This window comes from Roseovarius gaetbuli, from assembly GCF_900172365.1.
GTDB classification, from domain to species: domain Bacteria; phylum Pseudomonadota; class Alphaproteobacteria; order Rhodobacterales; family Rhodobacteraceae; genus Roseovarius; species Roseovarius gaetbuli.
The window spans coordinates 131,579-153,398 of record NZ_FWFJ01000001.1 but is presented as its reverse complement, the minus strand read 5'-3'; the positions used below and the strand labels follow the sequence as shown (position 1 = coordinate 153,398).

General features: G+C 61.7%; 20 protein-coding genes. 6 read left to right on the top strand and 14 right to left on the bottom strand.

From position 1 onward, the window contains the following. The first annotated feature begins 16 nt into the window (after nucleotides 1–16). From trmFO to gluQRS, 3 genes are read left to right on the top strand one after another with little or no spacing between them, the layout of a single operon-like run. Nucleotides 17–1,357, top strand: a complete 1,341-nt coding sequence (trmFO, locus tag ROG8370_RS00750) for a methylenetetrahydrofolate--tRNA-(uracil(54)-C(5))-methyltransferase (FADH(2)-oxidizing) TrmFO (RefSeq protein ID WP_085825174.1) — start codon at nucleotides 17–19, stop codon at nucleotides 1,355–1,357. Nucleotides 1,358–1,393: 36 nt separating this feature from the next. Then, a complete protein-coding gene (locus ROG8370_RS00745) occupies nucleotides 1,394–2,008 on the top strand; it encodes a class I SAM-dependent DNA methyltransferase (protein WP_085825173.1) in 615 nt (204 codons plus the stop codon). Continuing rightward, nucleotides 2,005–2,862 carry a tRNA glutamyl-Q(34) synthetase GluQRS gene (gene gluQRS / locus ROG8370_RS00740; protein WP_085825172.1) on the top strand — a complete coding sequence of 286 codons (858 nt, stop codon included), beginning with the start codon at nucleotides 2,005–2,007 and terminating at the stop codon, nucleotides 2,860–2,862. The genes ROG8370_RS00745 and gluQRS overlap by 4 nt, the downstream gene beginning before the upstream one ends. Nucleotides 2,863–2,883: 21 nt before the next feature. On the opposite strand, the gene hisI is transcribed toward gluQRS, so the two are convergent. Then, complete coding sequence (hisI, locus tag ROG8370_RS00735) at nucleotides 2,884–3,252, bottom strand: phosphoribosyl-AMP cyclohydrolase (protein WP_085825171.1); 369 nt, start codon at nucleotides 3,250–3,252, stop codon at nucleotides 2,884–2,886. Between the two features lie 67 nt (nucleotides 3,253–3,319). On the opposite strand from hisI, the gene ROG8370_RS00730 reads away from it, so the two are divergent. After that, nucleotides 3,320–3,775 (top strand): iron-sulfur cluster assembly scaffold protein, encoded by a 456-nt coding sequence (locus tag ROG8370_RS00730; RefSeq protein ID WP_085825170.1) that lies wholly within the window; start codon nucleotides 3,320–3,322, stop codon nucleotides 3,773–3,775. A gap of 7 nt (nucleotides 3,776–3,782) precedes the next feature. On the opposite strand, the gene ROG8370_RS00725 is transcribed toward ROG8370_RS00730, so the two are convergent. The 6 genes from ROG8370_RS00725 to sciP all read right to left on the bottom strand — a co-directional run bounded on the left by ROG8370_RS00725 (nucleotide 3,783) and on the right by sciP (nucleotide 10,094). Further along, entirely contained in the window at nucleotides 3,783–4,052 is a 270-nt protein-coding gene (locus tag ROG8370_RS00725; RefSeq protein WP_212580030.1) for a hypothetical protein, read from the bottom strand. Nucleotides 4,053–4,462: 410 nt separating this feature from the next. Beyond that, a complete protein-coding gene (locus ROG8370_RS21220) occupies nucleotides 4,463–4,585 on the bottom strand; it encodes a hypothetical protein (RefSeq protein ID WP_281248824.1) in 123 nt (40 codons plus the stop codon). Nucleotides 4,586–4,692: 107 nt separating this feature from the next. Continuing rightward, nucleotides 4,693–6,783, bottom strand: coding sequence for an ATP-dependent DNA helicase RecG (gene recG, locus ROG8370_RS00715; RefSeq protein WP_085825167.1), 2,091 nt, complete (start codon nucleotides 6,781–6,783; stop codon nucleotides 4,693–4,695). Further along, nucleotides 6,780–8,900: an NAD-dependent DNA ligase LigA gene (gene ligA, locus ROG8370_RS00710; RefSeq protein WP_085825166.1), complete on the bottom strand. Its 2,121-nt coding sequence runs from the start codon at nucleotides 8,898–8,900 to the stop codon at nucleotides 6,780–6,782. The genes recG and ligA overlap by 4 nt, the downstream gene beginning before the upstream one ends. Nucleotides 8,901–9,003: 103 nt before the next feature. Continuing rightward, nucleotides 9,004–9,720, bottom strand: a complete 717-nt coding sequence (gene ctrA / locus ROG8370_RS00705; RefSeq protein WP_085825165.1) for a response regulator transcription factor CtrA — start codon at nucleotides 9,718–9,720, stop codon at nucleotides 9,004–9,006. A gap of 95 nt (nucleotides 9,721–9,815) precedes the next feature. After that, a complete protein-coding gene (gene sciP, locus ROG8370_RS00700; protein WP_085825164.1) occupies nucleotides 9,816–10,094 on the bottom strand; it encodes a CtrA inhibitor SciP in 279 nt (92 codons plus the stop codon). A gap of 123 nt (nucleotides 10,095–10,217) precedes the next feature. On the opposite strand from sciP, the gene mnmA reads away from it, so the two are divergent. Then, nucleotides 10,218–11,363, top strand: coding sequence for a tRNA 2-thiouridine(34) synthase MnmA (mnmA, locus tag ROG8370_RS00695; RefSeq protein ID WP_085825163.1), 1,146 nt, complete (start codon nucleotides 10,218–10,220; stop codon nucleotides 11,361–11,363). Nucleotides 11,364–11,449: 86 nt separating this feature from the next. Here mnmA and hflX read toward each other — a convergent pair whose 3' ends face one another. The 4 genes from hflX to trkA all read right to left on the bottom strand — a co-directional run bounded on the left by hflX (nucleotide 11,450) and on the right by trkA (nucleotide 16,005). Beyond that, entirely contained in the window at nucleotides 11,450–12,727 is a 1,278-nt protein-coding gene (gene hflX, locus ROG8370_RS00690; RefSeq protein WP_085825162.1) for a GTPase HflX, read from the bottom strand. Further along, nucleotides 12,724–12,963, bottom strand: a complete 240-nt coding sequence (gene hfq / locus ROG8370_RS00685) for an RNA chaperone Hfq (protein WP_073194026.1) — start codon at nucleotides 12,961–12,963, stop codon at nucleotides 12,724–12,726. Before hfq ends, hflX begins: the two co-directional genes overlap by 4 nt. A gap of 138 nt (nucleotides 12,964–13,101) precedes the next feature. Further along, nucleotides 13,102–14,622 carry a TrkH family potassium uptake protein gene (locus ROG8370_RS00680; RefSeq protein WP_085825161.1) on the bottom strand — a complete coding sequence of 507 codons (1,521 nt, stop codon included), beginning with the start codon at nucleotides 14,620–14,622 and terminating at the stop codon, nucleotides 13,102–13,104. Nucleotides 14,623–14,625: 3 nt separating this feature from the next. Continuing rightward, a complete protein-coding gene (gene trkA, locus ROG8370_RS00675; protein WP_085825160.1) occupies nucleotides 14,626–16,005 on the bottom strand; it encodes a Trk system potassium transporter TrkA in 1,380 nt (459 codons plus the stop codon). 31 nt (nucleotides 16,006–16,036) lie between these two features. On the opposite strand from trkA, the gene ROG8370_RS00670 reads away from it, so the two are divergent. Then, nucleotides 16,037–16,570 carry a hypothetical protein gene (locus tag ROG8370_RS00670; protein ID WP_139838003.1) on the top strand — a complete coding sequence of 178 codons (534 nt, stop codon included), beginning with the start codon at nucleotides 16,037–16,039 and terminating at the stop codon, nucleotides 16,568–16,570. 89 nt (nucleotides 16,571–16,659) lie between these two features. Here ROG8370_RS00670 and ntrX read toward each other — a convergent pair whose 3' ends face one another. From ntrX to ROG8370_RS00655, 3 genes are read right to left on the bottom strand one after another with little or no spacing between them, the layout of a single operon-like run. Beyond that, a complete protein-coding gene (ntrX, locus tag ROG8370_RS00665) occupies nucleotides 16,660–18,072 on the bottom strand; it encodes a nitrogen assimilation response regulator NtrX (protein WP_085825158.1) in 1,413 nt (470 codons plus the stop codon). A 7-nt stretch (nucleotides 18,073–18,079) separates the two neighbouring features. After that, nucleotides 18,080–20,401, bottom strand: a complete 2,322-nt coding sequence (locus tag ROG8370_RS00660) for a sensor histidine kinase NtrY-like (RefSeq protein WP_085825157.1) — start codon at nucleotides 20,399–20,401, stop codon at nucleotides 18,080–18,082. 51 nt (nucleotides 20,402–20,452) lie between these two features. Next, nucleotides 20,453–21,817, bottom strand: coding sequence for a response regulator (locus ROG8370_RS00655; protein WP_085825156.1), 1,365 nt, complete (start codon nucleotides 21,815–21,817; stop codon nucleotides 20,453–20,455). Nucleotides 21,818–21,820: the final 3 nt, after the last annotated feature.

The window sequence follows — 21,820 nt, the reverse complement described above, 5'->3', positions numbered from 1 at the left end:
GCCTACATCCCGCGCCATGAGCAAAACATTACATATCATCGGCGGCGGCATGGCCGGCTCCGAGGCCGCATGGCAGGCCGCCCATATGGGCGTGCCCGTTGTCATCCACGAGATGCGCCCAGAGGTGAAAACCTTTGCCCATCGCACCGGCGATCTGGCCGAAATGGTCTGTTCCAATTCGTTCCGCTCGGATGACGACGAACAAAACGCAGTCGGCCTGTTGCATTGGGAGATGCGCGCGGCAAACGGCCTGATCATGCAGACCGCCGAAAAGCACCGCATTCCAGCCGGCGGCGCGCTTGCGGTGGATCGCGACCCCTTTGCACAATCGGTGACCGCGGCGCTTGTGGCGCATCCCAATATCACGGTTGAATACGGCGCCATCGACACCCTACCGGAGGATGGACACTGGATCATCGCCACCGGCCCGCTCACCTCTGAGGGGCTTGGCAAGGCAATCGCCAGTGAGACCGGCGCCGAGTCGCTGGCGTTTTTCGACGCCATCGCGCCGATCCTTTATTATGACAGCATCGACATGTCGCGCGCCTGGATGCAGTCGCGCTATGACAAGGGTGAAACCGAGGAAGAGCGCACCGCCTACCTCAACTGCCCGATGGACAAGGCCCAATACGAGGCCTTTATCGACGCTTTGCTCACCGCCGAGAAAACCGAGTTCCACGAGGGCGAGACCGCCGGGTATTTCGACGGCTGCCTGCCGATCGAGGTGATGGCCGAACGCGGTCGCGAAACCCTGCGCCACGGCCCGATGAAACCGGTCGGCCTGACCAACCCGCATCAGCCGGATATCAAGCCATGGGCGGTGGTCCAGCTGCGCCGGGATAATGCATTAGGAACACTCTATAACATCGTGGGATTTCAGACTAAAATGAAATATGGCGCGCAGAAAGAAGTGCTGCGCATGATCCCTGGTCTGGAAAACGCCAGCTTTGCCCGCCTTGGCGGCATTCACCGCAACACCTTCATCAATTCGCCCACTCTGCTCGACAACCAGATGCGCCTGCGCTCGCGCCCGCACATCCGCTTTGCCGGTCAGATCACCGGCGTCGAGGGCTACGTCGAATCCGCCGCCATGGGGCTTTTGGCCGGTCGCATGGCCGCCGCCGAAATCCTCGGCGCGCCGCTTGCCGATCCGCCCCAGGATAGCGCCATGGGCGCGCTGATCCACCACATCACCGGCGGAGCCGAGGCCAAGACCTTTCAGCCGATGAACGTCAATTTCGGCCTGTTTCGCCCGGTTGACGGCCTCAAGGGTGGGCGACGTGGCCGCAAAGACCGCTACAAGGCCTATACCGACCGCGCCAAGGCCGCTTGGAGCGACTGGCTGGCAAAGTCTTGACTGGACGTGGCGTAACTCTTCGGCCACTCTTAAAGCATGAGTGAAAAATTTCTGGATAAGGCCTACGGGCTGGACACAAACGAGGACGCCAGCCAGTTTTATAACGACTGGGCAAGCACATATGACGCGGAGATCGCCGAGAACGGCTATGCCACGCCGGGCCGTTGTGCCAAGGCGCTTTTTGCCAAACTACCCGAGCCACAGACCCCGGTGCTTGATTACGGCTGCGGCACCGGCCTCTCTGGTCTGGCGCTCAAACTGGCCGGGTTTGAGGTGATCGACGGCATCGACCCAAGCCCCGACATGCTGGCGCAGGCCACGGCCAAAGGCGTTTATCGCAGCCTGTCATCACTTGACGTGACCGCCAAAACCCCGGTCCCGAAAGGCGCCTACAAGGCCATCGCGGCGATTGGCGTGATCGGCCCCGGCGCGGCCCCGGTCTCGACCTTTGATCTCCTGATGAAGGCGCTCGATCGCGGCGGGTACCTGGTCTTCAGCTACAACGACCACGCCCTTGCCGACCCGATTTATGAAGGCGCGCTCAACGGCTGGCTTGATTGCGGCGCGGCCCGCCTTCTGAGCAAGGACTACGGCCCCCACCTCCCCGGTCAGGGGTTGAACTCCAACGTTTATATACTTCAAAAGGCGTGACTTTTTGCACCCGCTTCGCCCCGTCCCCGACGGGCCCCCTGCATCTGGGGCATGCCTTTTCGGCGATCACGGCCTATGACATGGCCATGGCCGCCAGCGGCATCTTCCACCTGCGGATTGACGATATCGACCAGAGCCGAAGCCGCCCCGCATGGGAGGCGCAGATTTTTGACGATCTGCACTGGCTTGGCCTGAACTGGCTCACCCCGGTGCTGCGCCAATCCGAACGCTTGCCGCGCTATCGCGACGGCCTCTTGCGACTCTGGGACATGGGCCTGCTCTACCCCTGCTCCTGCACCCGCGCCGACATCCGTGCCGCCGCATCCGCCCCGCAAGAAGGCGTGGCCCTGCACGGCCCCGACGGGCTGATCTATCCCGGAACCTGCCGCCCCGCCACACCGCCGGTGGGGCCGATGCCCACCGACAGCGCCCTGCGTCTCGACATGGCGCGCGCACTTGATCGCCTCTCCACGCCGCCAACCTTCACCGAAACCGGCGAAGGACCAAACGGTGAAACCGGTTTGATCACCTCGCAAAATATGGCCCAAACCGTCGGTGACGTGGTGCTGGCCCGTCGCGAAATGGGGGCGTCCTATCATCTCTCGGTGGTCATCGACGATGCGGATCAACGCATCACCCACGTGATCCGAGGCCAGGATCTTTTCGAGGCGACGCAAATCCACGTTCTCCTGCAAGGTCTGCTCGCCCTGCCAAGCCCACTCTATCATCATCACGGGTTGATCCGCGACGAGACCGGAAAACGCCTCGCCAAACGCGATGATGCCCGCGCGATTGCCACCTACCGCTCCGAAGGTGCCAGCCCCGATGACATTCGCCGGATGATCGGCCTCTAAGCTTCTTCTTGGCTCAAATACTCACTCAGAGCTGTCCATAGGCGCCATGATCTCGGTCTCATCGCCCTGCCGCACAGCCGTATAGAAACAGCTCCGCCGGTTGGTATGACAGGCCGGCCCGACCTGATTGACCGTGACCAAAAGACAATCGCGATCACAATCAACCCGGAAATCCACCAAGTTCTGCACATGTCCGCTGGTTTCGCCCTTGATCCAGAACGCCTGTCGTGAACGGCTCCAATAGGTCACGCGCCCGGTTGCAAGTGTGCGTGCCACCGCCTCGCCATTCATCCAGGCCATCATGAGAACCTCGCCGCTGGTCGCATCCTGGGCAATCGCCGGGATCAACCCGTTTGCGTCATACTTTAGTGTGGCCGGATCAAATTCCATTGCGGAAAACCTTTTGCATCTGCGCGTCTGAGGCCTATTTATGAGGTCAGAACCGAAAGGGAAAGCCATGAGCGGCGAAACTGACCTGATCAAACTTTACTCGGCGCGCATTCTGGCGCTCGCCGCGGATATTCCCCATCACGGTCGCCTTGCTGCGCCCGATGCAAGCGTCAAACGGCGTGCCCCACTCTGTGGTTCGACGGTGACCGTCGATATCACCTGCGAGAATGGCCGCATCAGCGATTATGCCGCTGAGGTCAAGGCCTGCGCCTTGGGTCAGGCCGCCGCATCGGTGGTCGGCGAGCACATCATCGGCTGTGATCTGGCGCAGGTGACAGCGGCGCGTGATGCGCTGAAAGAGATGCTGAAAAACGACGGCCCGACACCGCCGACACCCTTTGACGGCCTCGGGGTGTTGCGACCGGCGCGCGATTACAAGAACCGCCACGCCTCGATCCTTCTCACTCTCGAAGCCGCCGTTGAGGCGATGGAACAGGCCAAAGCCCAAAGTTCCTGCGCCTGAAGGAGGCCTAGTCCTGCATGGCGGCAAGATGTTCGATCAGGGCCAGGATTCGCGTGCGAACATAGGTTTCGCGGCTCGGACCGAAATCATAGGACAGGTGCTCTTGCGCATCGAGCTTATAGCGGTTGCCCCATGCCGGCATTTCACGTGTGCCATGCGGGCCCAATTCAGTGCTGCCATCAATTACGCCATAGACGCGGGTCACCGGGAACACGCCGCCATTGTCTTTCTGAAGCTGTGTAAGATCCGGCAGGGTGCCGGTCAGGAAACCAGCCATCGGCCCCCCGCCCTTACCATCCATGCCGTGACACTGGGCACAGGAATTTCCGTATTCTATGGCTCCGAATGTGTTGTCTTGCGCAAGAGCCGACTGTGAAGACCCCAAAATCGCAACCATAGCAGCATAAGCTAGAATTTTCATGAGACTACCTCCCTAAACGAAAGGGAATGGTAGACCCGCTTGCCCTCGGCTTATTGACATGGGTCAATCCGTTTCGCAAAAAAACCGCCGCGCGTTCGGGTGAACGGCGGCGGCAAGGTAAGCGAGGTTTGCGGACCCTGTCACGCTTATCGGGGGGAATGAGGCAAACCCCGAAAATAGCAAAGGAACAGGCAGAAACTTTGGCACCCCGAAGTTGGGACAGAGGGGGTGCAGGCGACAACAGGGTCACCCCGCCAGGCAGAAACTCAGAACAATCCGGGCAAATAGAGCGCCCCGACCAAGGTTATCATCAGCGCCGCAGCACCTAGGGCATCGGCCAGCAACGTGTCTTGCGACCGGGCGGCGGCTGTCTTGATCTGGTGCAACATGGGGCGCTTCCTTTTGAAAACCTTGTGTTGCTCCTTTGTTCTCATTTCCGTTAACCAAAGTAAAGAACTTTTTAAGAACATTTGTGAACTATGTGGAACGAATTTCTCTAACCCACTGAAATCAAACGAATCGCCTGATCCTGTTCCATGAGCCACAAGAGAACACGCGCCGCCGTGCCACGCGGTGAGGTTAACTCCGGGTCATCGTGCAAAAGCTTGCGTGCATCCGATTGCGCCACTGCCATCAGCGCCGACTGCCCTTCAAGGTCCGCCACCCGAAACCGAGGCAGCCCCGATTGCGCCGTGCCGATAAGATCGCCCGCGCCACGCATTTCAAGATCGACCTCGGCGATGCGAAACCCGTCATCGGTATCGCGCATGGTGGTTAGCCGACGTTCTCCGCCTTCGCTCAGCGGCGCCTGATACATCAAAAGACAGGTCGAGGCCGCCTCGCCCCGCCCGACCCGGCCACGCAATTGGTGCAATTGCGCAAGGCCGAAACTTTCCGCGCGTTCAATCACCATGATCGAGGCATTGGGCACATCGACCCCGACCTCGATCACCGTCGTCGACACCAGCACCGAGGTGTCGCCGCGCTGAAAGGCGGCCATGGCCGCGTCCTTATCCTCGGGCGGCATCTGGCCATGAACAAGCCCAACGACACCTTCGCCAAACACGGCGCGCAACCGCCGGAATCGCTCTTCGGCGCTGCTCAGATCGACGCTTTCGCTTTCCTCGACCAGCGGACAGACCCAATAGGCCTGCCGCCCCTCGTCAATTGCGCGGCGCATATGCGCGATCACCTCATCCATCCGTGCCATGTTGACCAGCGCCGTCTTGATCGGTTTGCGGCCCGGCGGCTTTTCATCAAGGATACTGACATCCATATCGCCGTATTGCGCCAACGCCAGGCTGCGCGGGATCGGCGTGGCGGTCATCACAAGCACATCTGCCTGCGCCCCCTTTTTGCCAAGTTCTAGGCGTTGACGCACGCCAAAGCGGTGCTGTTCATCGACAATCGCCAGCCTGAGATCGCCAAATTCCACGTCCTTTTGAAACACCGCATGGGTGCCGACCAAAATCTGGATATCGCCCCGCGCGAGCGCCGCCAGTTTGGCGCGCCGCTCGGCCCCCTTGTCACGCCCGGTCAGGATTTCCAACACGACACCGGCACTCTCGGCTAGCGGGCGCAGGCCCTGCAAATGCTGGCGCGCCAGAATCTCGGTCGGGGCCATCATCACCCCCTGCCCGCCTGCCTCAACGGCGATCAAAAGCGCCTTGAAGGCGACCAATGTTTTGCCGGCACCAACATCGCCCTGCAACAGGCGGTTCATCCTGAGAGGCGCGGCCATATCGCTGGCAATCTCGGCAATCGCACGGGTCTGCGCCCCGGTCAGCGCATAGGGCAGCGCCTCAAGCACCTTGGCCTGCAATCTCCCGGTGCCGATCGTCGCGCGCCCCTTGGCCCGGCGTAATTTCGAGCGCGCCAAGGCAAGCGTGAGTTGATGCGCCATCAACTCGTCATAGGCCAGCCGTTCGCGGGCGGGATGCGCCGCCGAGAGATCCTGAAAATCCTGCGGCGCATGCGCCGCGCGTATCGCATCGGCCCAATCGGGCCAACCGGCCTGGGCCTTTTGCACCGGGTCGATCCATTCATCGAGGTCGGGCACACGGGCAAGCGCGCCCTGCTGCGCCTTGACCATCATCTTCTGCGTGACCCCGGCGGTCAGCGGATAGACCGGCTCGAAATCGGGGATATCGCCACTCTCATCGACCGACAGCATGTGATCGGGGTGCACCATCTGGGCGATTCCGTCGAAGAGTTCCACCTTGCCCGACACCACACGCCGCGCGCCGGTGGGCAGGACCTTGCGCAGGTATTCGTCACGCGCATGGAAAAACACCAGCTGAAACGTGGTTTCCGCATCCTCGACCGTCACCCGATAGGCCCCACCCCGGCGGCTTGGGGCGCGGTGCTGGCCGATGACAACCTCGACCGTGACCACACCGGGCAAATCGGCACCCTGCACCGTGGTCCGCTTGCGCCGATCCACCCCCGTATAGGGCAGCGTGAACAGCAAATCGCGCGGGCGCGTCACATCAAGCGCGGCCAGGTTTTGCACGGTTTTCGGCCCCACGCCGGGCAGCGTCTCAAGCTCTGCGAAAAGCGGAAACAGGATTTCGGGGCGGCCGGTCATGTCTGGCCAATCAGGTCAAGCCAGCCGTCTTCGTCCAGCGTTTCGATGCCAAGCTCGGCGGCCTTTTTCGCCTTGGACCCGGCGCCGGGCCCCGCCACCAGAAGATCGGTCTTGGCCGATACGCTTCCGGCAACCTTGGCGCCAAGCGCCTCGGCGCGGGCCTTGGCCTCGGCGCGGGTCATTTTCTCAAGCGTGCCGGTGAAAACGACGGTTTTGCCCGCCACGGGGCTGCTGCTGGTGTCGGGGCGCGCGGCGTCTTGCACGTCAAGATGCGCCACAAGCCGGTCGATGCTGGCGCGTTCATTGGCCTCGCCAAAAGCGCCCACCAGCGAGCGCGCCATCACTTCGCCGACGCCGTCGATGCCCAAAAGCCGCTCCCATTCGGGGCCTTCAAACCCTTGTGCGGCGTCCATTGCCTGCGTGAAGTCCTCCCAGCTGCCATAAAACCGCGCGATCGTGTTGCTGGCGGCTTCGCCAACATGGCGGATTCCGAGCGCGAACAACAATCGCCCGAACGGGATTTGTCGTTTTTCTTCAATGGCCTGAAAGAGGTTCTTCGCGCTCTTGTCGCCCCATCCTTCGCGGTTCTTGAGCTGTTGCATCCCGCTGCCATAGCGCGCCTCAAGCGTGAAGATATCCGCCGGTTCCCTGATCCAGCCATCGCGGTAGAATTGTTCCACCTGCTTGGCGCCAAGACCTTCGATGTCAAAGGCGGCGCGGCTGACGAAATGTTTTAGCTTCTCCACCGCCTGCGCCGGACAGATCAACCCGCCGATGCAGCGGCGCGCCGCGTCGCCCTCTTCGCGCACCGCATCCGATCCGCATTCAGGACAAGTCTGCGGGAAGGCGTAGGGCACGGCATCCGCAGGGCGTTTGGCAAGGTCCACATCGGCGATTTTTGGGATCACGTCACCCGCTCGATAGACCTGAACCCAATCCCCGATGCGGATATCCTTGCCATCGCGAATTTCCTCGCCTTTGCTGTCGCGGCCAAGGATGTAATCCTCGTTATGAAGCGTGGCATTGGAGACCACAACGCCGCCGACGGTGACCGGGGTCAGCCGCGCGACCGGGCTTAGCGCGCCGGTGCGCCCAACCTGAATGTCGATCGCCTCAAGCCGGGTCCAGGCAAGCTCGGCCGGGAATTTATGCGCAATCGCCCATCGTGGCGTGGTCGAGCGAAAGCCAAGGCGGTGCTGAAGGGCAAGGTCGTTGACCTTGTAGACCACCCCGTCGATGTCATAGCCAAGCGTGGCGCGGCGCTGTTCGATGCGCCCGTATTCGGCCAGCAAGTCATCCGGCCCGGCACAGAGCGTAGTGAGCGGATTGGTTTGAAACCCGAGGGCGGCAAGGCGTTCAATCGCGCCCATTTGCGTGTCGGCCAGCGGCGCGCTGACCTCGCCCCAGGCATAGGCGAAAAACCTCAGCGGGCGCGCGGCGGTGATCTTGGAATCCAGTTGACGCAATGACCCTGCGGCGGCGTTGCGCGGATTGGCGAAGGGCTTGTCAGACCTTGCGGCCTGCCGCGCATTGAGCGCCTCGAAGTCGGCATGGCTCATGTAGACCTCGCCGCGCACCTCAAGAATATCCGGTGCGCCGGTCAACATCTGGGGAATATCGGTGATCGTGCGGGCATTGGCGGTGACATTTTCGCCGACCTGCCCGTCGCCGCGCGTTGCCGCCTGTATCAACTGGCCACCTTCATAGCGCAGGCTGAGGCTTAACCCGTCGATCTTGGGCTCGGAGGTATAGGCAAGATCGGCCTCGGGTCCAAGGCCAAGATAGCGGCGAATGCGGGCGTCAAATTCGGCGACATCTTCATCGTCAAACGCATTCCCGAGGCTGAGCATGCGCACCGCATGCGTGATCTTGGCAAAGCCGTCGGAGGGCGCGGCGCCGACCATTTCACTGGGGCTGTCTGGGCGTTTGAGATCGGGAAAGAGCGCCTCGATCGCGGCATTGCGGGCTTTGAACGCATCAAATTCCGCATCCGACATGACCGGGGCATCTTTGGTGTGATAGGCCTCATTGGCTACGGAAATAAGCGCGGCGAGCCGTTCTAGCTCTTGCCGCGCTTCATCTTTGCTCAGGCTTTCAACCGTGCGCGTATCGCTCATGGGCCCCTCTGTCCTTTTGTGCCGAGGACGTTTCACGCCCTCGATCTTTCAGGTCAAAGTGATAGGGCCCTGTCTGGCAGAGGTCCAGATGTCACGGCGCGCTTCAGGCGCCAATCGCAAGCCTTTGGTCATCCATCTCGCTCGGATCGGGATCGCGCAGCACATAGCCCCGGCCCCAGACAGTTTCGATGTAATTCGCGCCATCGGTCGCTTCGCTGACCTTCTTGCGCAGCTTACAGATGAAGACGTCGATGATCTTGAGCTCGGGTTCGTCCATGCCGCCGTAAAGGTGGTTGAGGAACATCTCTTTGGTCAGCGTCGCGCCCTTGCGCAACGACAACAACTCGAGCATCTGGTATTCCTTGCCGGTCAGATGCACGGTTTTACCGCCCACATCCACCGTCTTGGCATCCAGGTTGACGTTGATCTTGCCGGTGCGGATGACAGATTGCGAATGACCCTTTGACCGGCGGATAATCGCATGAATGCGCGCCACAAGCTCTTCGCGGTGAAACGGCTTGGTCAGGTAATCATCGGCCCCGAACCCAAAGCCCTTGATCTTGCTTTCGGTGTCATCGGCACCCGACAGGATAAGGATCGGCGTATCAATCCGCGCCATGCGCAGTTGACGCAGAACATCATGGCCGTTCATATCCGGCAGACCAAGATCCAGCAGGATCAGATCATAGTCGTAGAGCTTGGCCAGATCGACCCCCTCTTCGCCCAGATCGGTCGTATAAACGTTCAGGTTTGCATGAGTCAGCATCAGTTCAATGCTTTTCGAGGTTGTCGGATCGTCCTCGACCAGTAGTACGCGCATATGGGTTCTCCACAGATCAGTGCTTCATTAAGATCAACACTCGTCAAAAATGGTTAACCACACGTTACCATTGCAGGAACATTCTGCCAACACCCCTAAAGTTGTCTATATTCCTTGAGCGCGGTTACCTTCAGCGCCTGTTCTCCATGGCTGCTGACGGCTGTGACCCAGGCGTCGAACTCTTCCTCGCTCAGCCCGTAAGTCGCCATCGCCTCGCTGCGGGTAATAAGCCCATAGGCCACCCCGCGCACCACGGCCAGTTTGCGCGAGGCCACCCATCGCCGGGTATCGGCGGGGGGCAGGTCTGCGCGACTCAATATCGTGCCATCCGGCAGGCTGACGGCCCTTGGCCCTTCTACTTTCTTCAGATACATCACTCTCACCCTTCTTCTGATGTGGACCAAAATGACAGCATCAGGCTTAACGGCAGGTGAAACCGGGGCTTGAGAGTAATTAGGATTTTCCTATATTCTGAACGACCCTGATCGGAGGCCGATATGGCGCTTGATAGTGATAATCCCCTGAACTCCCTTGGTTTTGCAAAAGACCCGGCCGATACTCGCGTGGTTGTGGCCATGTCTGGTGGCGTCGACAGCTCTGTTGTGGCGGCTTACCTTGCGGAACAGGGCTATGATGTCGTGGGGGTAACTCTGCAACTTTATGACCACGGCGCGGCGCTTGCCAAGAAGGGCGCCTGCTGTGCGGGGATCGATATTCACGACGCACGCCGGGTCGCAGAAGACGTGGGTTTTCCGCATTATGTGCTGGATTATGAAAACATTTTCCGCGACGCGGTCATCGACGAATTTGCCGACAGCTATCTTGCGGGGGCAACGCCGGTGCCCTGTATCCGCTGTAACGAGCGGGTCAAGTTCAAGGACCTGTTGCAGACCGCGCGCGATCTTGACGCCGATTGCATGGCGACGGGTCATTATATTCAGCGCAAGACCGGTTTGAACGGCGCGGAATTGCACTGCGCGGCTGATTCGAATCGCGATCAGTCATATTTTCTGTTCTCGACGACCGCGGAACAACTCGAATACCTGCGCTTTCCGCTTGGGCATTTGCCGTCCAAGGACGCCACCCGAGAGCTGGCGGCGAAATACGGATTGCAGGTCGCAGACAAGCCCGACAGCCAGGATATCTGTTTCGTGCCGGACGGCAATTACGCCAGCGTGATCGAGAAACTGCGCCCCGGCGCTGCAGACCCGGGCGAGATCGTGCATGCCGATGGCCGGGTGCTTGGGGCACACGAGGGGGTGATCCACTATACCATCGGTCAGCGCCGCGGCCTTGGCATCGGCGGGCTTGCCGATCCGCTCTACGTGGTGCGCCTTGATGTGGATGCCAAACAGGTCATCGTCGGCCCCAAGGAGATGCTCTCGACCCGAAAGGTGCCGCTGCGCGAAATCAACTGGCTCGGCGATGAGCCGCTGATGTCGCGGCCCGAATGGACCGTGGCCGTCAAGGTGCGCTCTACCCGACCGGTGCGCGAGGCGATCCTGCGCCCGATTTCGGAAACCGAAGCCGAGGTCGAATTGCTGGTGCCCGAAGAGGGCGTGTCGCCGGGGCAGGCCTGTGTGTTTTACGAGGCCGACGGCACGCGGGTGCTTGGCGGCGGCTGGATCTGGCGCGGGTATTAAGCGCGCGCGCTCCGGGGCAACGGCGGGATTTTGAGTATTTTTGCCAAGAAGAAGCCCGGTTGAAGGTGCCGGGCTTCGGGGACTAATCAGAGGTCTCTGAATTGCGCCTCTTGGCGGGTGGACCAGCGCACAGTGAGATCAAAGCCGTCTTCGGTCTGGGCTTCGGCCTCGACCAGGTCTTTTTCAAATAGCCACGCGCGTTTGCGCCCCGCGTCAAAGCCAAGGTGAAGCTCGGTAACATGGGTCACATCGGCCAAGGCCTCGGTGATGGCGTCGACGAGATCATCAATGCCCTGTCCGGTGATGGCCGAAAGGGCCTGAACATGATCAAGCCGGGCGGCCTTGGTCAGAGTGGCGGCGCGGGCGTCGTCGTCAAGCCGGTCGATCTTGTTCCAGATTTCGATCTGGGGGGTCGTGTCCTTGACGCCGAGGCTGTTGAGGATGGTGGTGACATCTTGGGCCTGCGCCTCGGTCTCGGGATGCGAGATGTCGCGCACATGGCAGATCAGATCGGCGGCGAGCACCTCTTCCAATGTGGCGCGGAACGAGGCGACGAGTTCGGTGGGCAGGTCGCTGATAAAGCCGACCGTGTCCGACAGGATCACCTCGGGGCCGCCGCCGGGCAGCTTGATGCGCCGCATGGTCGGGTCAAGCGTGGCAAAGAGCATGTCCTTGGCCATCACCTCGGCCCCGGTCAGGCGGTTGAACAGGGTGGATTTGCCGGCGTTGGTGTAACCGACAAGCGCGACAATCGGGAACGGCACCTTGGCGCGCGCGGCGCGATGCAGGGCGCGGGTTTTCACCACCTTCTTGAGTTGACCGCGCAGGCGCACCAATTGCTCGTCGATGGCGCGGCGGTCGGCCTCGATCTGGGTTTCGCCGGGGCCGCCGACAAAGCCCAATCCGCCCCGCTGGCGTTCAAGGTGGGTCCAGGCGCGCACGAGGCGGGTGCGTTGATAGGACAGCGCGGCCATCTCGACCTGAAGCACGCCTTCACGGGTGGCGGCTCGGTCGCTGAAGATTTCCAGAATCAACCCGGTGCGATCGAGCACCTTGACCTCCCAGGCCTTTTCGAGATTGCGCTGTTGCACCGGCGTGACCGGGCCATCGACCAGCACCAGCTCGGTCTCGGAGGCCTCGATCGCCTGGCGCAGCTCTTCAAGCTTGCCCTTGCCGAACAATTTCCCGGCATCGGGTTTGCGCAATCGCACGACCTGCGCGCCGACCACCTCGATCTCGGGTAAGGCATGCGCCAGCGACACAGCCTCTTCCAGAGCGAGATCGGGATCGCGCTCTGACCCGGCAGAGGGAATTTCAGGATGAATGACCCATGCCCGTGTCACGGGGCGCGCGTTATCGGTCAATTGGTGTCTTCACCATCATACAGGTTGACCGGTTGCGACGGCATGATCGTCGACACGGCATGTTTATAAACCAGCTGGGATTGCCCATCACGGCGCAGCAGGATGCAGAAGTTGTCAAACCAGGTGATGACCCCCTGCAATTTGACCCCGTTGATCAGGAAAACCGTGACCGGGATTTTTGTCTTGCGAACCTGATTGAGGAACGCGTCCTGCAAATTTTGTCGATCAGAAGCCATTTATGTTCAAAGCCTTTATTCTTGCACACATCGCGAACCGATGCCTGAGGATCTTGCATATGGCGCGAGTATGTCTTGCCCGCGCATGACTTTCCAGCCTAAAAATGCAATCGGGGTGTGGCACGCTCGCGCCCTGCCCTAGTCGCGCCAGACCGCCGGGTTCAGCAGGGCGATCATCGCCAGCGTCTCAAGCCGCCCCAGCACCATCGCCGCACCATAACAGAGCTTGGCACCGGCGCTTAGCTCGAACAGGCGGATTGGCGTGTCACTGGCCAGAATGATCAACGGCCCGGTGGTGGAGAGCCCCGAAATCGACAGGATCAGCGAGGATTCGAAATCCTGGCCAAAGAGCGCAAGCAAAAGCGTCACAAAGGTCAGCGACATCGCGAACAGCATGAAGAAGACCCAGGCGATATAGGCGCCATGCCGCCTAATCCGCCGCCCGGCCCGCGTCGAGCGCCCGACAGAGGACGGATGAACCAGGCGTTCAACCTCGCGCTTGCCATGCAGGTAGAGCGCATAGACCCGCAAAAGCTTGACCCCGCCGGCGGTGGTGGCGACGCCGCCGCCGACAAGCGACAGCCCCAAGAGCACAAGCCCCGGCGTGCCAAGCCCGGACCAGTCGCGCGCCGCCTGCCAATCGGCGCTTTCGAATCCGGTGGTCGACAGGAACGACAGCACGGTGAACATCCCGCCCCAAAAGGCACGCAGGCCCACGGCGAAATTATCGGCCTCGACCACCTCGAAGGCGGCAATCCAGTGCCGCGCCACCAGCAAGAGCGGCACCCCAAGCACCAGCATCACCCCCAGCCGGAACTCAGGGTCGTAAAGCACGCCGGGACGCGCGGATGTGATGGTGTCAGACGAAAAGGTAAGGCGCGACAGGGCAAACAGCAGGAACAGGAAAATCGCGAACTCTCCGCCAAATCCAGAGGCACCGTTGTGGACCCCGCCAATCGAGGAAATCCCGCTTGTCGCCAGTGTCGACATGGCATGGACCATCGCCACGAAGGCCCGCTCGCCCCCCATCATCAGGATCACCCAGAGCGCACCGGTCAGCCCGATATAGACCGGGGCCAGCCCGGCGGTGATCTGCGCCAACCGCTTGGCCGGGCTGGCGCGCTGAAACCGCCCGGCGCGGGCGTCATCCTGGCCCGGCTCGGCGCGTGCCGTTACCTCAAATCCGCCAAGGTTCAGCGGCGCCAGAACCGCCGAGGCCGAGATCCAGATCAAAAGCCCACCGCCCCAGCCGACCAGGGCGCGCCAGAAATGCAGGCTGTCCACCAGCCGCCCCGTGGCGCCGAACAAGGTGGCGCCTGTGGTGGTAAAGCTTGAAACCATCTCGAAATAGGCATTCAAAAAGGTGGTGTTGCCGACGCCCTCGTAAAACGGCACCGCAAGAAACAGCGGCAGGATCAGATAGGCCAGCAAGAGCGACACAAGGTTCTGGCTGTCGCTGATCTCGCGTCTCTCGCGCCCCGACATGGCAAGGCCGATGATCATCACCAAGGCCATGCCGAGAATGGCGGAGTAGCCAAAGGCGCGCGCCACGCTGGTGTCGTTGCGCATCAAGGCGTCAATCGTCGGCAGCAGCATCATGATCGACGCGATGCCGGCCAGGATCAGGATAAGCGGAAAGGTGAGAATCCGGGCGATCATCGGCTAGAAGAAATCTATCGAGACCTGCAACAGCTGCTCGACCGCCGCCACATCTGCCGCCAACGCAAAAAGCACGATCACATCGCCGGCCTCGATCCGCATACCGCCTGCGGGTTTGACGATCTTGTCGCCTTTTCTGACGCCGCCGACCAGCACGCCCTCGGGAAAGCTTATGTCGCGGATCGCGGCGCCGGCGATGGAAGAGGTCGACATCACTTCGGCCTCGATCACCTCGGCCTCTGCGTCGCCGATCGAATAGACACCGCGCACCCGGCCATGGCGGATATGGCGCAGGATCGAACTGACCGTGGTGGCGCGCGGGTTGATATAGGCGTCAATGCCAAGCGGCTCCAGCATCGGGATCATGGTCGGATCGTTGATCAGCGCGATAGCAAACGGACAGCCCTCGGTCTTGGCACGCACGGCGGCAAGCATGTTGGTCTTGTCGTCATCCGTCACCGCAAGCACCGCATCGGCGCGCGAAATCCCCGCCTCGGCCAGAAGCGCGGCGTTCAACCCGTCGCCGTTAAGAACGATGGTCCGCTCAAGCGCATCCGCGGCGCGTTCGGCCTGGGGGCGGTTGCGTTCGATAACCTTGGCGCGAATACGCCCGCCGCTGCGCGTCTCAAGCGCCTGCGCCACAGCAAGGCCGATATTGCCGCCGCCGATGATCACCACCCGCTCTTGCTTCTTTTGCGACTTGCCAAAAACGTCCAGCGTGCGCGGCACATCCTCGATCGGGGCAAACAGATAACACTCGTCGCCCTCAAAAAGCTGATCGCCGGATTCAGGCGCGAAAAGCCGCCCCTCGCGGCGCACCGCCAGAACCACCACCCGCAGCGTCGAAAACAGATCGCTCAGCTGGCGCAGCGGCGTGTTGAGAACCGGGCAATCCTCTTCGAGGCGCAACCCCATAAGCTGAGCCTTGCCGTCCATGAACATCTCGGTGTCAAAGGCGGCCGGCGCCGCAAGCCGTTGCAGGGCCGCCACCGCGACCTCTCGCTCGGGGCTGATCACCACGTCAATCGGCATGTGATCGCGCCGGTAAAGATCGGAATAAATCGCATCAAGATAGGACTGGCTGCGCAGACGCGCGATCTTGCGGCTGATGCCAAAGACCGAATGCGCCACCTGACAGGTCACCATGTTGACCTCGTCGGAATAGGTCGCGGCAATGATCATGTCGGCGTCGCGCGCGCCTGCCCGATCAAGCACATCAGGGTAAGAGGCAAAGCCGGTGATCCCCTGCACATCCAGCGTATCGGTGGCACGGCGCACCAGATCGGGGTTGTTGTCCACGACCGTGACGTCGTTGCGTTCGCCCGAAAGATGGCGTGCGATCTGCCAGCCCACCTGACCGGCCCCGCAGATGATGACCTTCATTGCCCTGCCTCATCCTGTCTGAGCGTGTTGCATGACAGAAGGGTCCGGGCGGGTCAATTCCTTTGTCCTCCCAAGCGACTGCGCTATACTGGCGGGCATGTACAAGATCCGCAGCCTCACCCTCTTGGCCCTCGTCCTGCTCGGCGCCTGCGCGCCGCTCTCGATCTATTACAAGGAAGGCGCCGATGTGGTGCAATCCGAGATCAACCTGACCCAATGCCAAGTTTCGGCCCTCAAAGAGGTGCCACGCGACATCCGGACCCGCTATGTTCCGGCGCGCTACGCGCCCTACACCCATTGCAACGCCGCCGGATATTGCAGCACGCATTACCGAATGATCAGCCCGGCGCGCACCGAAACCTATGACGCCAACGCGCGCCTGCGCGTCAAAGTCGTGGATCAGTGCATGGCCATGGTCGGCTATCGCCCGGTCGCGCTGCCGCAATGCAACGCCGAAACCACCCGCAAAACCGCGCTTACCGCCACCAAAACCCTGCCGCCGCTGACGCCCAAAAGCTGCGCAATCCGGCTCAAATCCGGCAACTGGCAGATCGTCACACCCTGACCTGCCGTTTCTTCTTGCCCCAAATATCCCGGGGAGTGTGAGGGGCTGGCCCCTCACCGCGCTCGCCGCAGGCGAAGCCGTTTACGGCTCTATCCCGCAGCCTGCTCTTGCGCATCCTCATCGCCATTGCGCACGCCACCCTTGCCACTGGTGACCACACCAAGCGACTTGAGCTTGCGGTGCAGTGCGCTGCGCTCCATGCCGACAAACTCGGCGGTGCGGCTGATATTGCCGCCGAAGCGGTTGATCTGGGTCAGCAGATATTCGCGCTCGAACGCCTCGCGGGCCTCGCGCAGGGCCATCGTTGCAATCGCCCCCGACAGAACCACGCGCCCCTCATCCGCCGACGCACCGGTTTCACCCGGCAATTCGCGCACCTGGATCGGATCGGCGCCCTCGCCAAGGATCAGCACCCGTTCGATCACGTTACGCATCTGGCGCACATTTCCGGGCCAGCGCATGGTCTGCAACAAGGCCGCCGCTTCATTGCTAACGCTGCGCAGCGGCAAGCCTTGGGTCTTGTTGAACATCTGGATAAAGTGATCCGCCAGCGCCGGAATATCCTCGCGCCGCTCCTCAAGGCTTGGCACCGTGATCGGCACCACGTTGAGTCGGTGAAACAGCTCGCGCCGAAACCGGTCGGCGGCAATTTCGGCCTCGAGATCGCGGCTGGTCGAGGAAATCACCCGCAGATCGACCTGCACCTTTTCCGACCCGCCAACCCTTAAAAATGTCTGATCGACCAGCACCCGAAGGATCTTCGACTGGGTTCCGGGCGGCATATCGGCGACCTCGTCGAAATAGATCACCCCGCGATTGGCCTCTTCCAAAAGGCCCGGCGTCACCCCGCCCTCCTCGCTTTCGCGCCCGAACAAGACCTCTTCCATCCGGTCGGCCTCGATCGAGGCGCAGCCGACACTGACAAAGGGCGCATCGGCGCGGTTTGAATTGGCGTGGATATAGCGCGCCGCCAGCTCCTTGCCCGACCCTGCCGGCCCGCTCAGCATGACCCGGCCGTTGGATTTGGTGACCTTGTCCAACTGTCCGATCAGGGTGCGAAAGGCCGGCGAGTCGCCGAGCATCTCGGCCGGGGTGGTGTCGCGCCGCTTGAGCGCCTGATTTTCACGCCGCAAACGACTGGTTTCCATGCCGCGCCGGATCACCACCATCAGCTGGTCGATATTGAAGGGCTTTTCGATGAAGTCATAGGCGCCCTGCTTGATCGCCGCGACCGCGATTTCGATATTGCCATGCCCCGAGATGATCACCACCGGCACATCCGGGTAATCGCGCTTGACCGTCTTGAGGATATCAATCCCGTCCATCCGGCTGTCCTTGAGCCAGATATCAAGGATCAGCAGCGCCGGCTGTTCCCCGGCAATTTCCGCCATCGCGTCGTCGGAATTGCCCGCAAGACGGGTGGTATAGCCCTCGTCCTGCAAAATATCCGAAATCAGCTCGCGAATATCGCGCTCGTCATCGACAATCAGAATATCACTCATGTGTCCCTCATACTGCCTTTTGGGCCTCTACTGTGTCTTCTGGCACCGCCACCAGCGGCAGGCGGATCACCGCCATCGCACCGGGATGGGCGCCCTCTTCAAACGGGTCGGCATCTTCCAGCATCAGGGTGCCGCCATGTTCTTCGATGATCTTTTTCACGATCGGCAGACCAAGCCCGGTGCCCTTCTCGCGGGTTGTCACGTAGGGCTCGAACAGGCGCGAACGATCCTGTGGCAGACCGATGCCATTGTCCGAAATCCGGATCACCGCCATCTGCTCCTCAAGGGCGCTTTGCACCCGGATTTGCGGGATATGCCCCTCGGGCGCGCCTTTTTCCTGATAGCTTTCAATCGCTTCACCGGCGTTCTTGATCAGGTTCGTCAGCGCCTGGGCGATCATCGTGGCATCAATCTCGGCCCAGAGCGGCGCCTCGGCAAAATCGAGATCAAAGCGCACATCCGGCTGGCCGCTTTCCTGAAGCAAAGCCACGTCACACAACAGCCGGGTCAGGCTTTCCTGCTTGGTCTGGGGCTCGGGCATGCGCGCGAATTTCGAGAACTCATCGACGATCCGGCGCAGGTCGTTGGTCTGGCGCACCACCACATCGGTGAGCTGTTCAAGGCTCTCGGCCTGATCCGGCTCAAGCTGGCGGGCAAATTTGCGCTTGATGCGCTCGGCCGACAGCTGGATCGGGGTGAGCGGGTTCTTGATCTCATGGGCAATCCGGCGCGCCACGTCGCCCCAGGCCGCCATCCGCTGCGCGGCGACAAGATCGGTCACATCGTCAAAGGCAACCACATAGCCCTCGCGCCGCCGCTCGGCACTGATCCGCGTCGACATGCGCACCAGCAGGTTTTCCTGCCGGTTGCCGCGCGTCACCTTGATTTCTTCCTGCACGAAACCGCTCGGGGTCTTGCGCAGCTTTTCAAACAAAGCGCCGAATTCGGGTACGGCCACACTGAGCGCGACGGATTGCTGATCTTCCTGCCAGTCCAAAAGCCGCTCGGCGGCGCGGTTCACAAAGGTCACGCGCCCCTTCGCATCAAGCCCAAGCACCCCCGACGAGACCGAGCCGAGTACCGAATCAAACAGCCGACGACGGCGCTCGATCTGTTGCGTGTTTGCCAAAAGCGTGTCGCGCTGCCCCTTGAGCTGGCGGGTCATCTGGTTGAAATAGGTGCTGAGCATGGCGATTTCGTCGTCGCCCTCTTCCTCGCGCACCTGGGTGTCAAGATCGCCTTCGCCAACCCGCTGCGCCGCACTGGTCAGCCGCCCCACCGGCAGCGACAGGCGTTCGGCAAACCACATGCCAAGCCAGATCGCGGCAAGGATAAGGATCACCGCAAAGCCAAGATACAAAAGTCCAAATTCAAACAGGACCCGGCCGCGCTCGCTTTCGCGCTGCTTGTAGAAGGTGGCGGTTTCCTTGGTGTCATCCAGCAGGCTCAGGATCGCGCCATCGACATTGCGGCTGACATACAAAAGGCGGTCCGGGATCGCCGTCAGCGGCATCAGGGCGCGGAATTCGTTGTTGTCCCAATCGCGGATCACCAGCACGCCCTCGTCATAGGCGGTCTCGATCTGCTCGCGCGTCGGGCGTTCGAAATCAAACAGATAGGATTGCTCGCCGCGGGCGCGAATCGCGCCGGTGCCGTCGATCACAAAGGCCTCGCGCAGGCCGCGCTGAATTTCGCGCTGCCCGCTCGATAGAACCTGGCGGATATCGCCGTCATTCATGAACACGGCCGCCCGCTTGGTGGCATTGAGAACCGAGGCCAGAACCTGGATGTCGGTCACCAAATCGCGGCGGTGCTCTTCCTGATAGGCCTCGGCGGCGGCGACCGAGCTATCGACCACCCGGCCAACCCGGTCGGAAAACCACGCCTCAAGCCCCATGTTGATCGACAGCGTCGCGAAAACCGCGACCGTCACCGTCGGCACAAGCGCCATCAGCGCGAACACGCCCGTGAGCCGCAGGTGAAGCCGCGAGCCCGCCGAGCGCTTGTTGCGCGCCGCCACCATGCGCGCCACGCGCTGCATCACAAGGCCCGCGACCATCAGCACGTAAACCATGTCGCTGAGCAGAACCAGCCGAAGCCCGTTGGACGAGGCCCCCTGATCCAGCGGCCCCATCAGCAGATAGGTCAGAAGCGCCAGAAACGGCCCCAGAACCACAAGCCCCAAAGCGGCCCAGTTTTGCAACTGTTGCAGGCGCCGCAAACGGCTTATCGTGTTCCACGACAGGCGCCCGCTGCGCAATTTGCGTGTCTGCGTTGCCACGCATGCCCCCCATCGGCTAGTGGGGTGACAAGATGCCCCCCGCAACATCTGGACAATTCGGGACGGGACGCCCCAAATAGTCACAGTCCTGTTGCAGTTTTACATCAACTTGCGGCGGCGTGTCACGTTAATATCCAGATCGGTGATCTTCTTGCGCAAAGTATTGCGGTTGATGCCCAGAAGGTCGGCGCATTTCGCCTGATTTCCGCCCGTCGCATCAAGGGCGATTTCCAAAAGCGGCATCTCGATCTCGCGCAGGATTCGCGCATAGAGGCCCGGCGGCGGAAGTGCCGTGCCATGCAGATCAAAGTAGCGTTGCAAATGCCCCGCCACCGAAGCCGAGAGGCTCTCACCGCGCTGCTGGCCCATCACCGGCTCGGCACGCGGCTGATTGCCAAGCACCGCCTCTACCTCGGAGCGGTTGATTTCTTCGGCCATCGCCGTCAGCCCGATGCGGCGCACCGCATTCTCAAGCTGGCGCACGTTGCCCGGCCAGCTATAGGCGCGGATAAGCTCTGCGGCCTCTGGCGAAAGATGGCGCGGCGGCTGGCCGTCACGCTCGTCGCGGGCCAGGAAATGTTCGGCCAAAAGCGGAATATCCTCGACCCGCTCGCGCAGGGCCGGCACGTCGATCACCGCGCCACTCAGCCGGTAATAGAGATCCTCTCGCAGCGTGCCCGCCTCGAGCGCCCCGCCGGGCTGGGCCTGGCTTGTGGCCATGAAACGCGGCACGTGATCGCCGGGCGCATCCATCATCCGCACAACCCGCCCCTGTGCTTCGGGCGGAAGATCGGTGATCTCGTCCAGAACGATGGTGCCGCCCTTGGCCCGCGCCATCACCTTGGCGGGACCATCCATATCGCGCAGATCGCTCGGCCTGACGGTCACGAACGGCAGGGTGCGGCGATCCGAGAAATCATGGATCGCCTTGGCAATCAGCGACTTTCCGGTGCCCGATTCGCCACAGATCATCACCGGCAGGTCGGTGTTCATGATCCGCGCAACCACCCGGTAAAGCGCCTGCATCGCCGGGGTGCGCCCGATCAGCGGCAACTCGTCCGGGCGCTCGGCCTCGGTGTTGATGCGCGGCGCCGTGCGCACCCTGCTTTCAAGCGCGCGCGCCGTGCGCTTCATCAGGTCAGGCAGGTCGAACGGCTTGGGCAGGTAATCATAGGCCTCGGCCTCGGCCGCCTTGATCGCCGTCATGATGGTGTTTTGCGCCGAGATGACGATCACCGGCAATCCGGGCCGGTCGGCGGCGATCTTGGGCAGCATCTCAAGACCATTCCCGTCGGGCATCATCACGTCGCTGATCACCACGTCGCCCTTGCCCTCGCCGACCCACCGCATCAGCGTGGTCAGGCTTGAGGTGGCATGGACCTTGCACCCCGCCCGCGTCAGGGCCTGCGTCAGAACTGTCCTGATCGTGCGGTCATCATCAGCAACAAGTACCGTGCCATCCATGGC

Coding starts and splice junctions, on each gene's coding strand:
- trmFO (WP_085825174.1), top strand. CDS start 17: ATGAGCAAAACATTACATATCATCGGCGGCGGCATGGCCGGCTCCGAG.
- ROG8370_RS00745 (WP_085825173.1), top strand. CDS start 1,394: ATGAGTGAAAAATTTCTGGATAAGGCCTACGGGCTGGACACAAACGAG.
- hisI (WP_085825171.1), bottom strand. CDS start 3,252: ATGGAATTTGATCCGGCCACACTAAAGTATGACGCAAACGGGTTGATC.
- ROG8370_RS00730 (WP_085825170.1), top strand. CDS start 3,320: ATGAGCGGCGAAACTGACCTGATCAAACTTTACTCGGCGCGCATTCTG.
- ROG8370_RS00725 (WP_212580030.1), bottom strand. CDS start 4,052: ATGGCTGGTTTCCTGACCGGCACCCTGCCGGATCTTACACAGCTTCAG.
- ROG8370_RS21220 (WP_281248824.1), bottom strand. CDS start 4,585: ATGTTGCACCAGATCAAGACAGCCGCCGCCCGGTCGCAAGACACGTTG.
- recG (WP_085825167.1), bottom strand. CDS start 6,783: ATGACCGGCCGCCCCGAAATCCTGTTTCCGCTTTTCGCAGAGCTTGAG.
- ligA (WP_085825166.1), bottom strand. CDS start 8,900: ATGAGCGATACGCGCACGGTTGAAAGCCTGAGCAAAGATGAAGCGCGG.
- ctrA (WP_085825165.1), bottom strand. CDS start 9,720: ATGCGCGTACTACTGGTCGAGGACGATCCGACAACCTCGAAAAGCATT.
- sciP (WP_085825164.1), bottom strand. CDS start 10,094: ATGTATCTGAAGAAAGTAGAAGGGCCAAGGGCCGTCAGCCTGCCGGAT.
- mnmA (WP_085825163.1), top strand. CDS start 10,218: ATGGCGCTTGATAGTGATAATCCCCTGAACTCCCTTGGTTTTGCAAAA.
- hfq (WP_073194026.1), bottom strand. CDS start 12,963: ATGGCTTCTGATCGACAAAATTTGCAGGACGCGTTCCTCAATCAGGTT.
- ROG8370_RS00680 (WP_085825161.1), bottom strand. CDS start 14,622: ATGATCGCCCGGATTCTCACCTTTCCGCTTATCCTGATCCTGGCCGGC.
- trkA (WP_085825160.1), bottom strand. CDS start 16,005: ATGAAGGTCATCATCTGCGGGGCCGGTCAGGTGGGCTGGCAGATCGCA.
- ROG8370_RS00670 (WP_139838003.1), top strand. CDS start 16,037: ATGACAGAAGGGTCCGGGCGGGTCAATTCCTTTGTCCTCCCAAGCGAC.
- ntrX (WP_085825158.1), bottom strand. CDS start 18,072: ATGAGTGATATTCTGATTGTCGATGACGAGCGCGATATTCGCGAGCTG.
- ROG8370_RS00660 (WP_085825157.1), bottom strand. CDS start 20,401: ATGTTGCGGGGGGCATCTTGTCACCCCACTAGCCGATGGGGGGCATGC.
- ROG8370_RS00655 (WP_085825156.1), bottom strand. CDS start 21,817: ATGGATGGCACGGTACTTGTTGCTGATGATGACCGCACGATCAGGACA.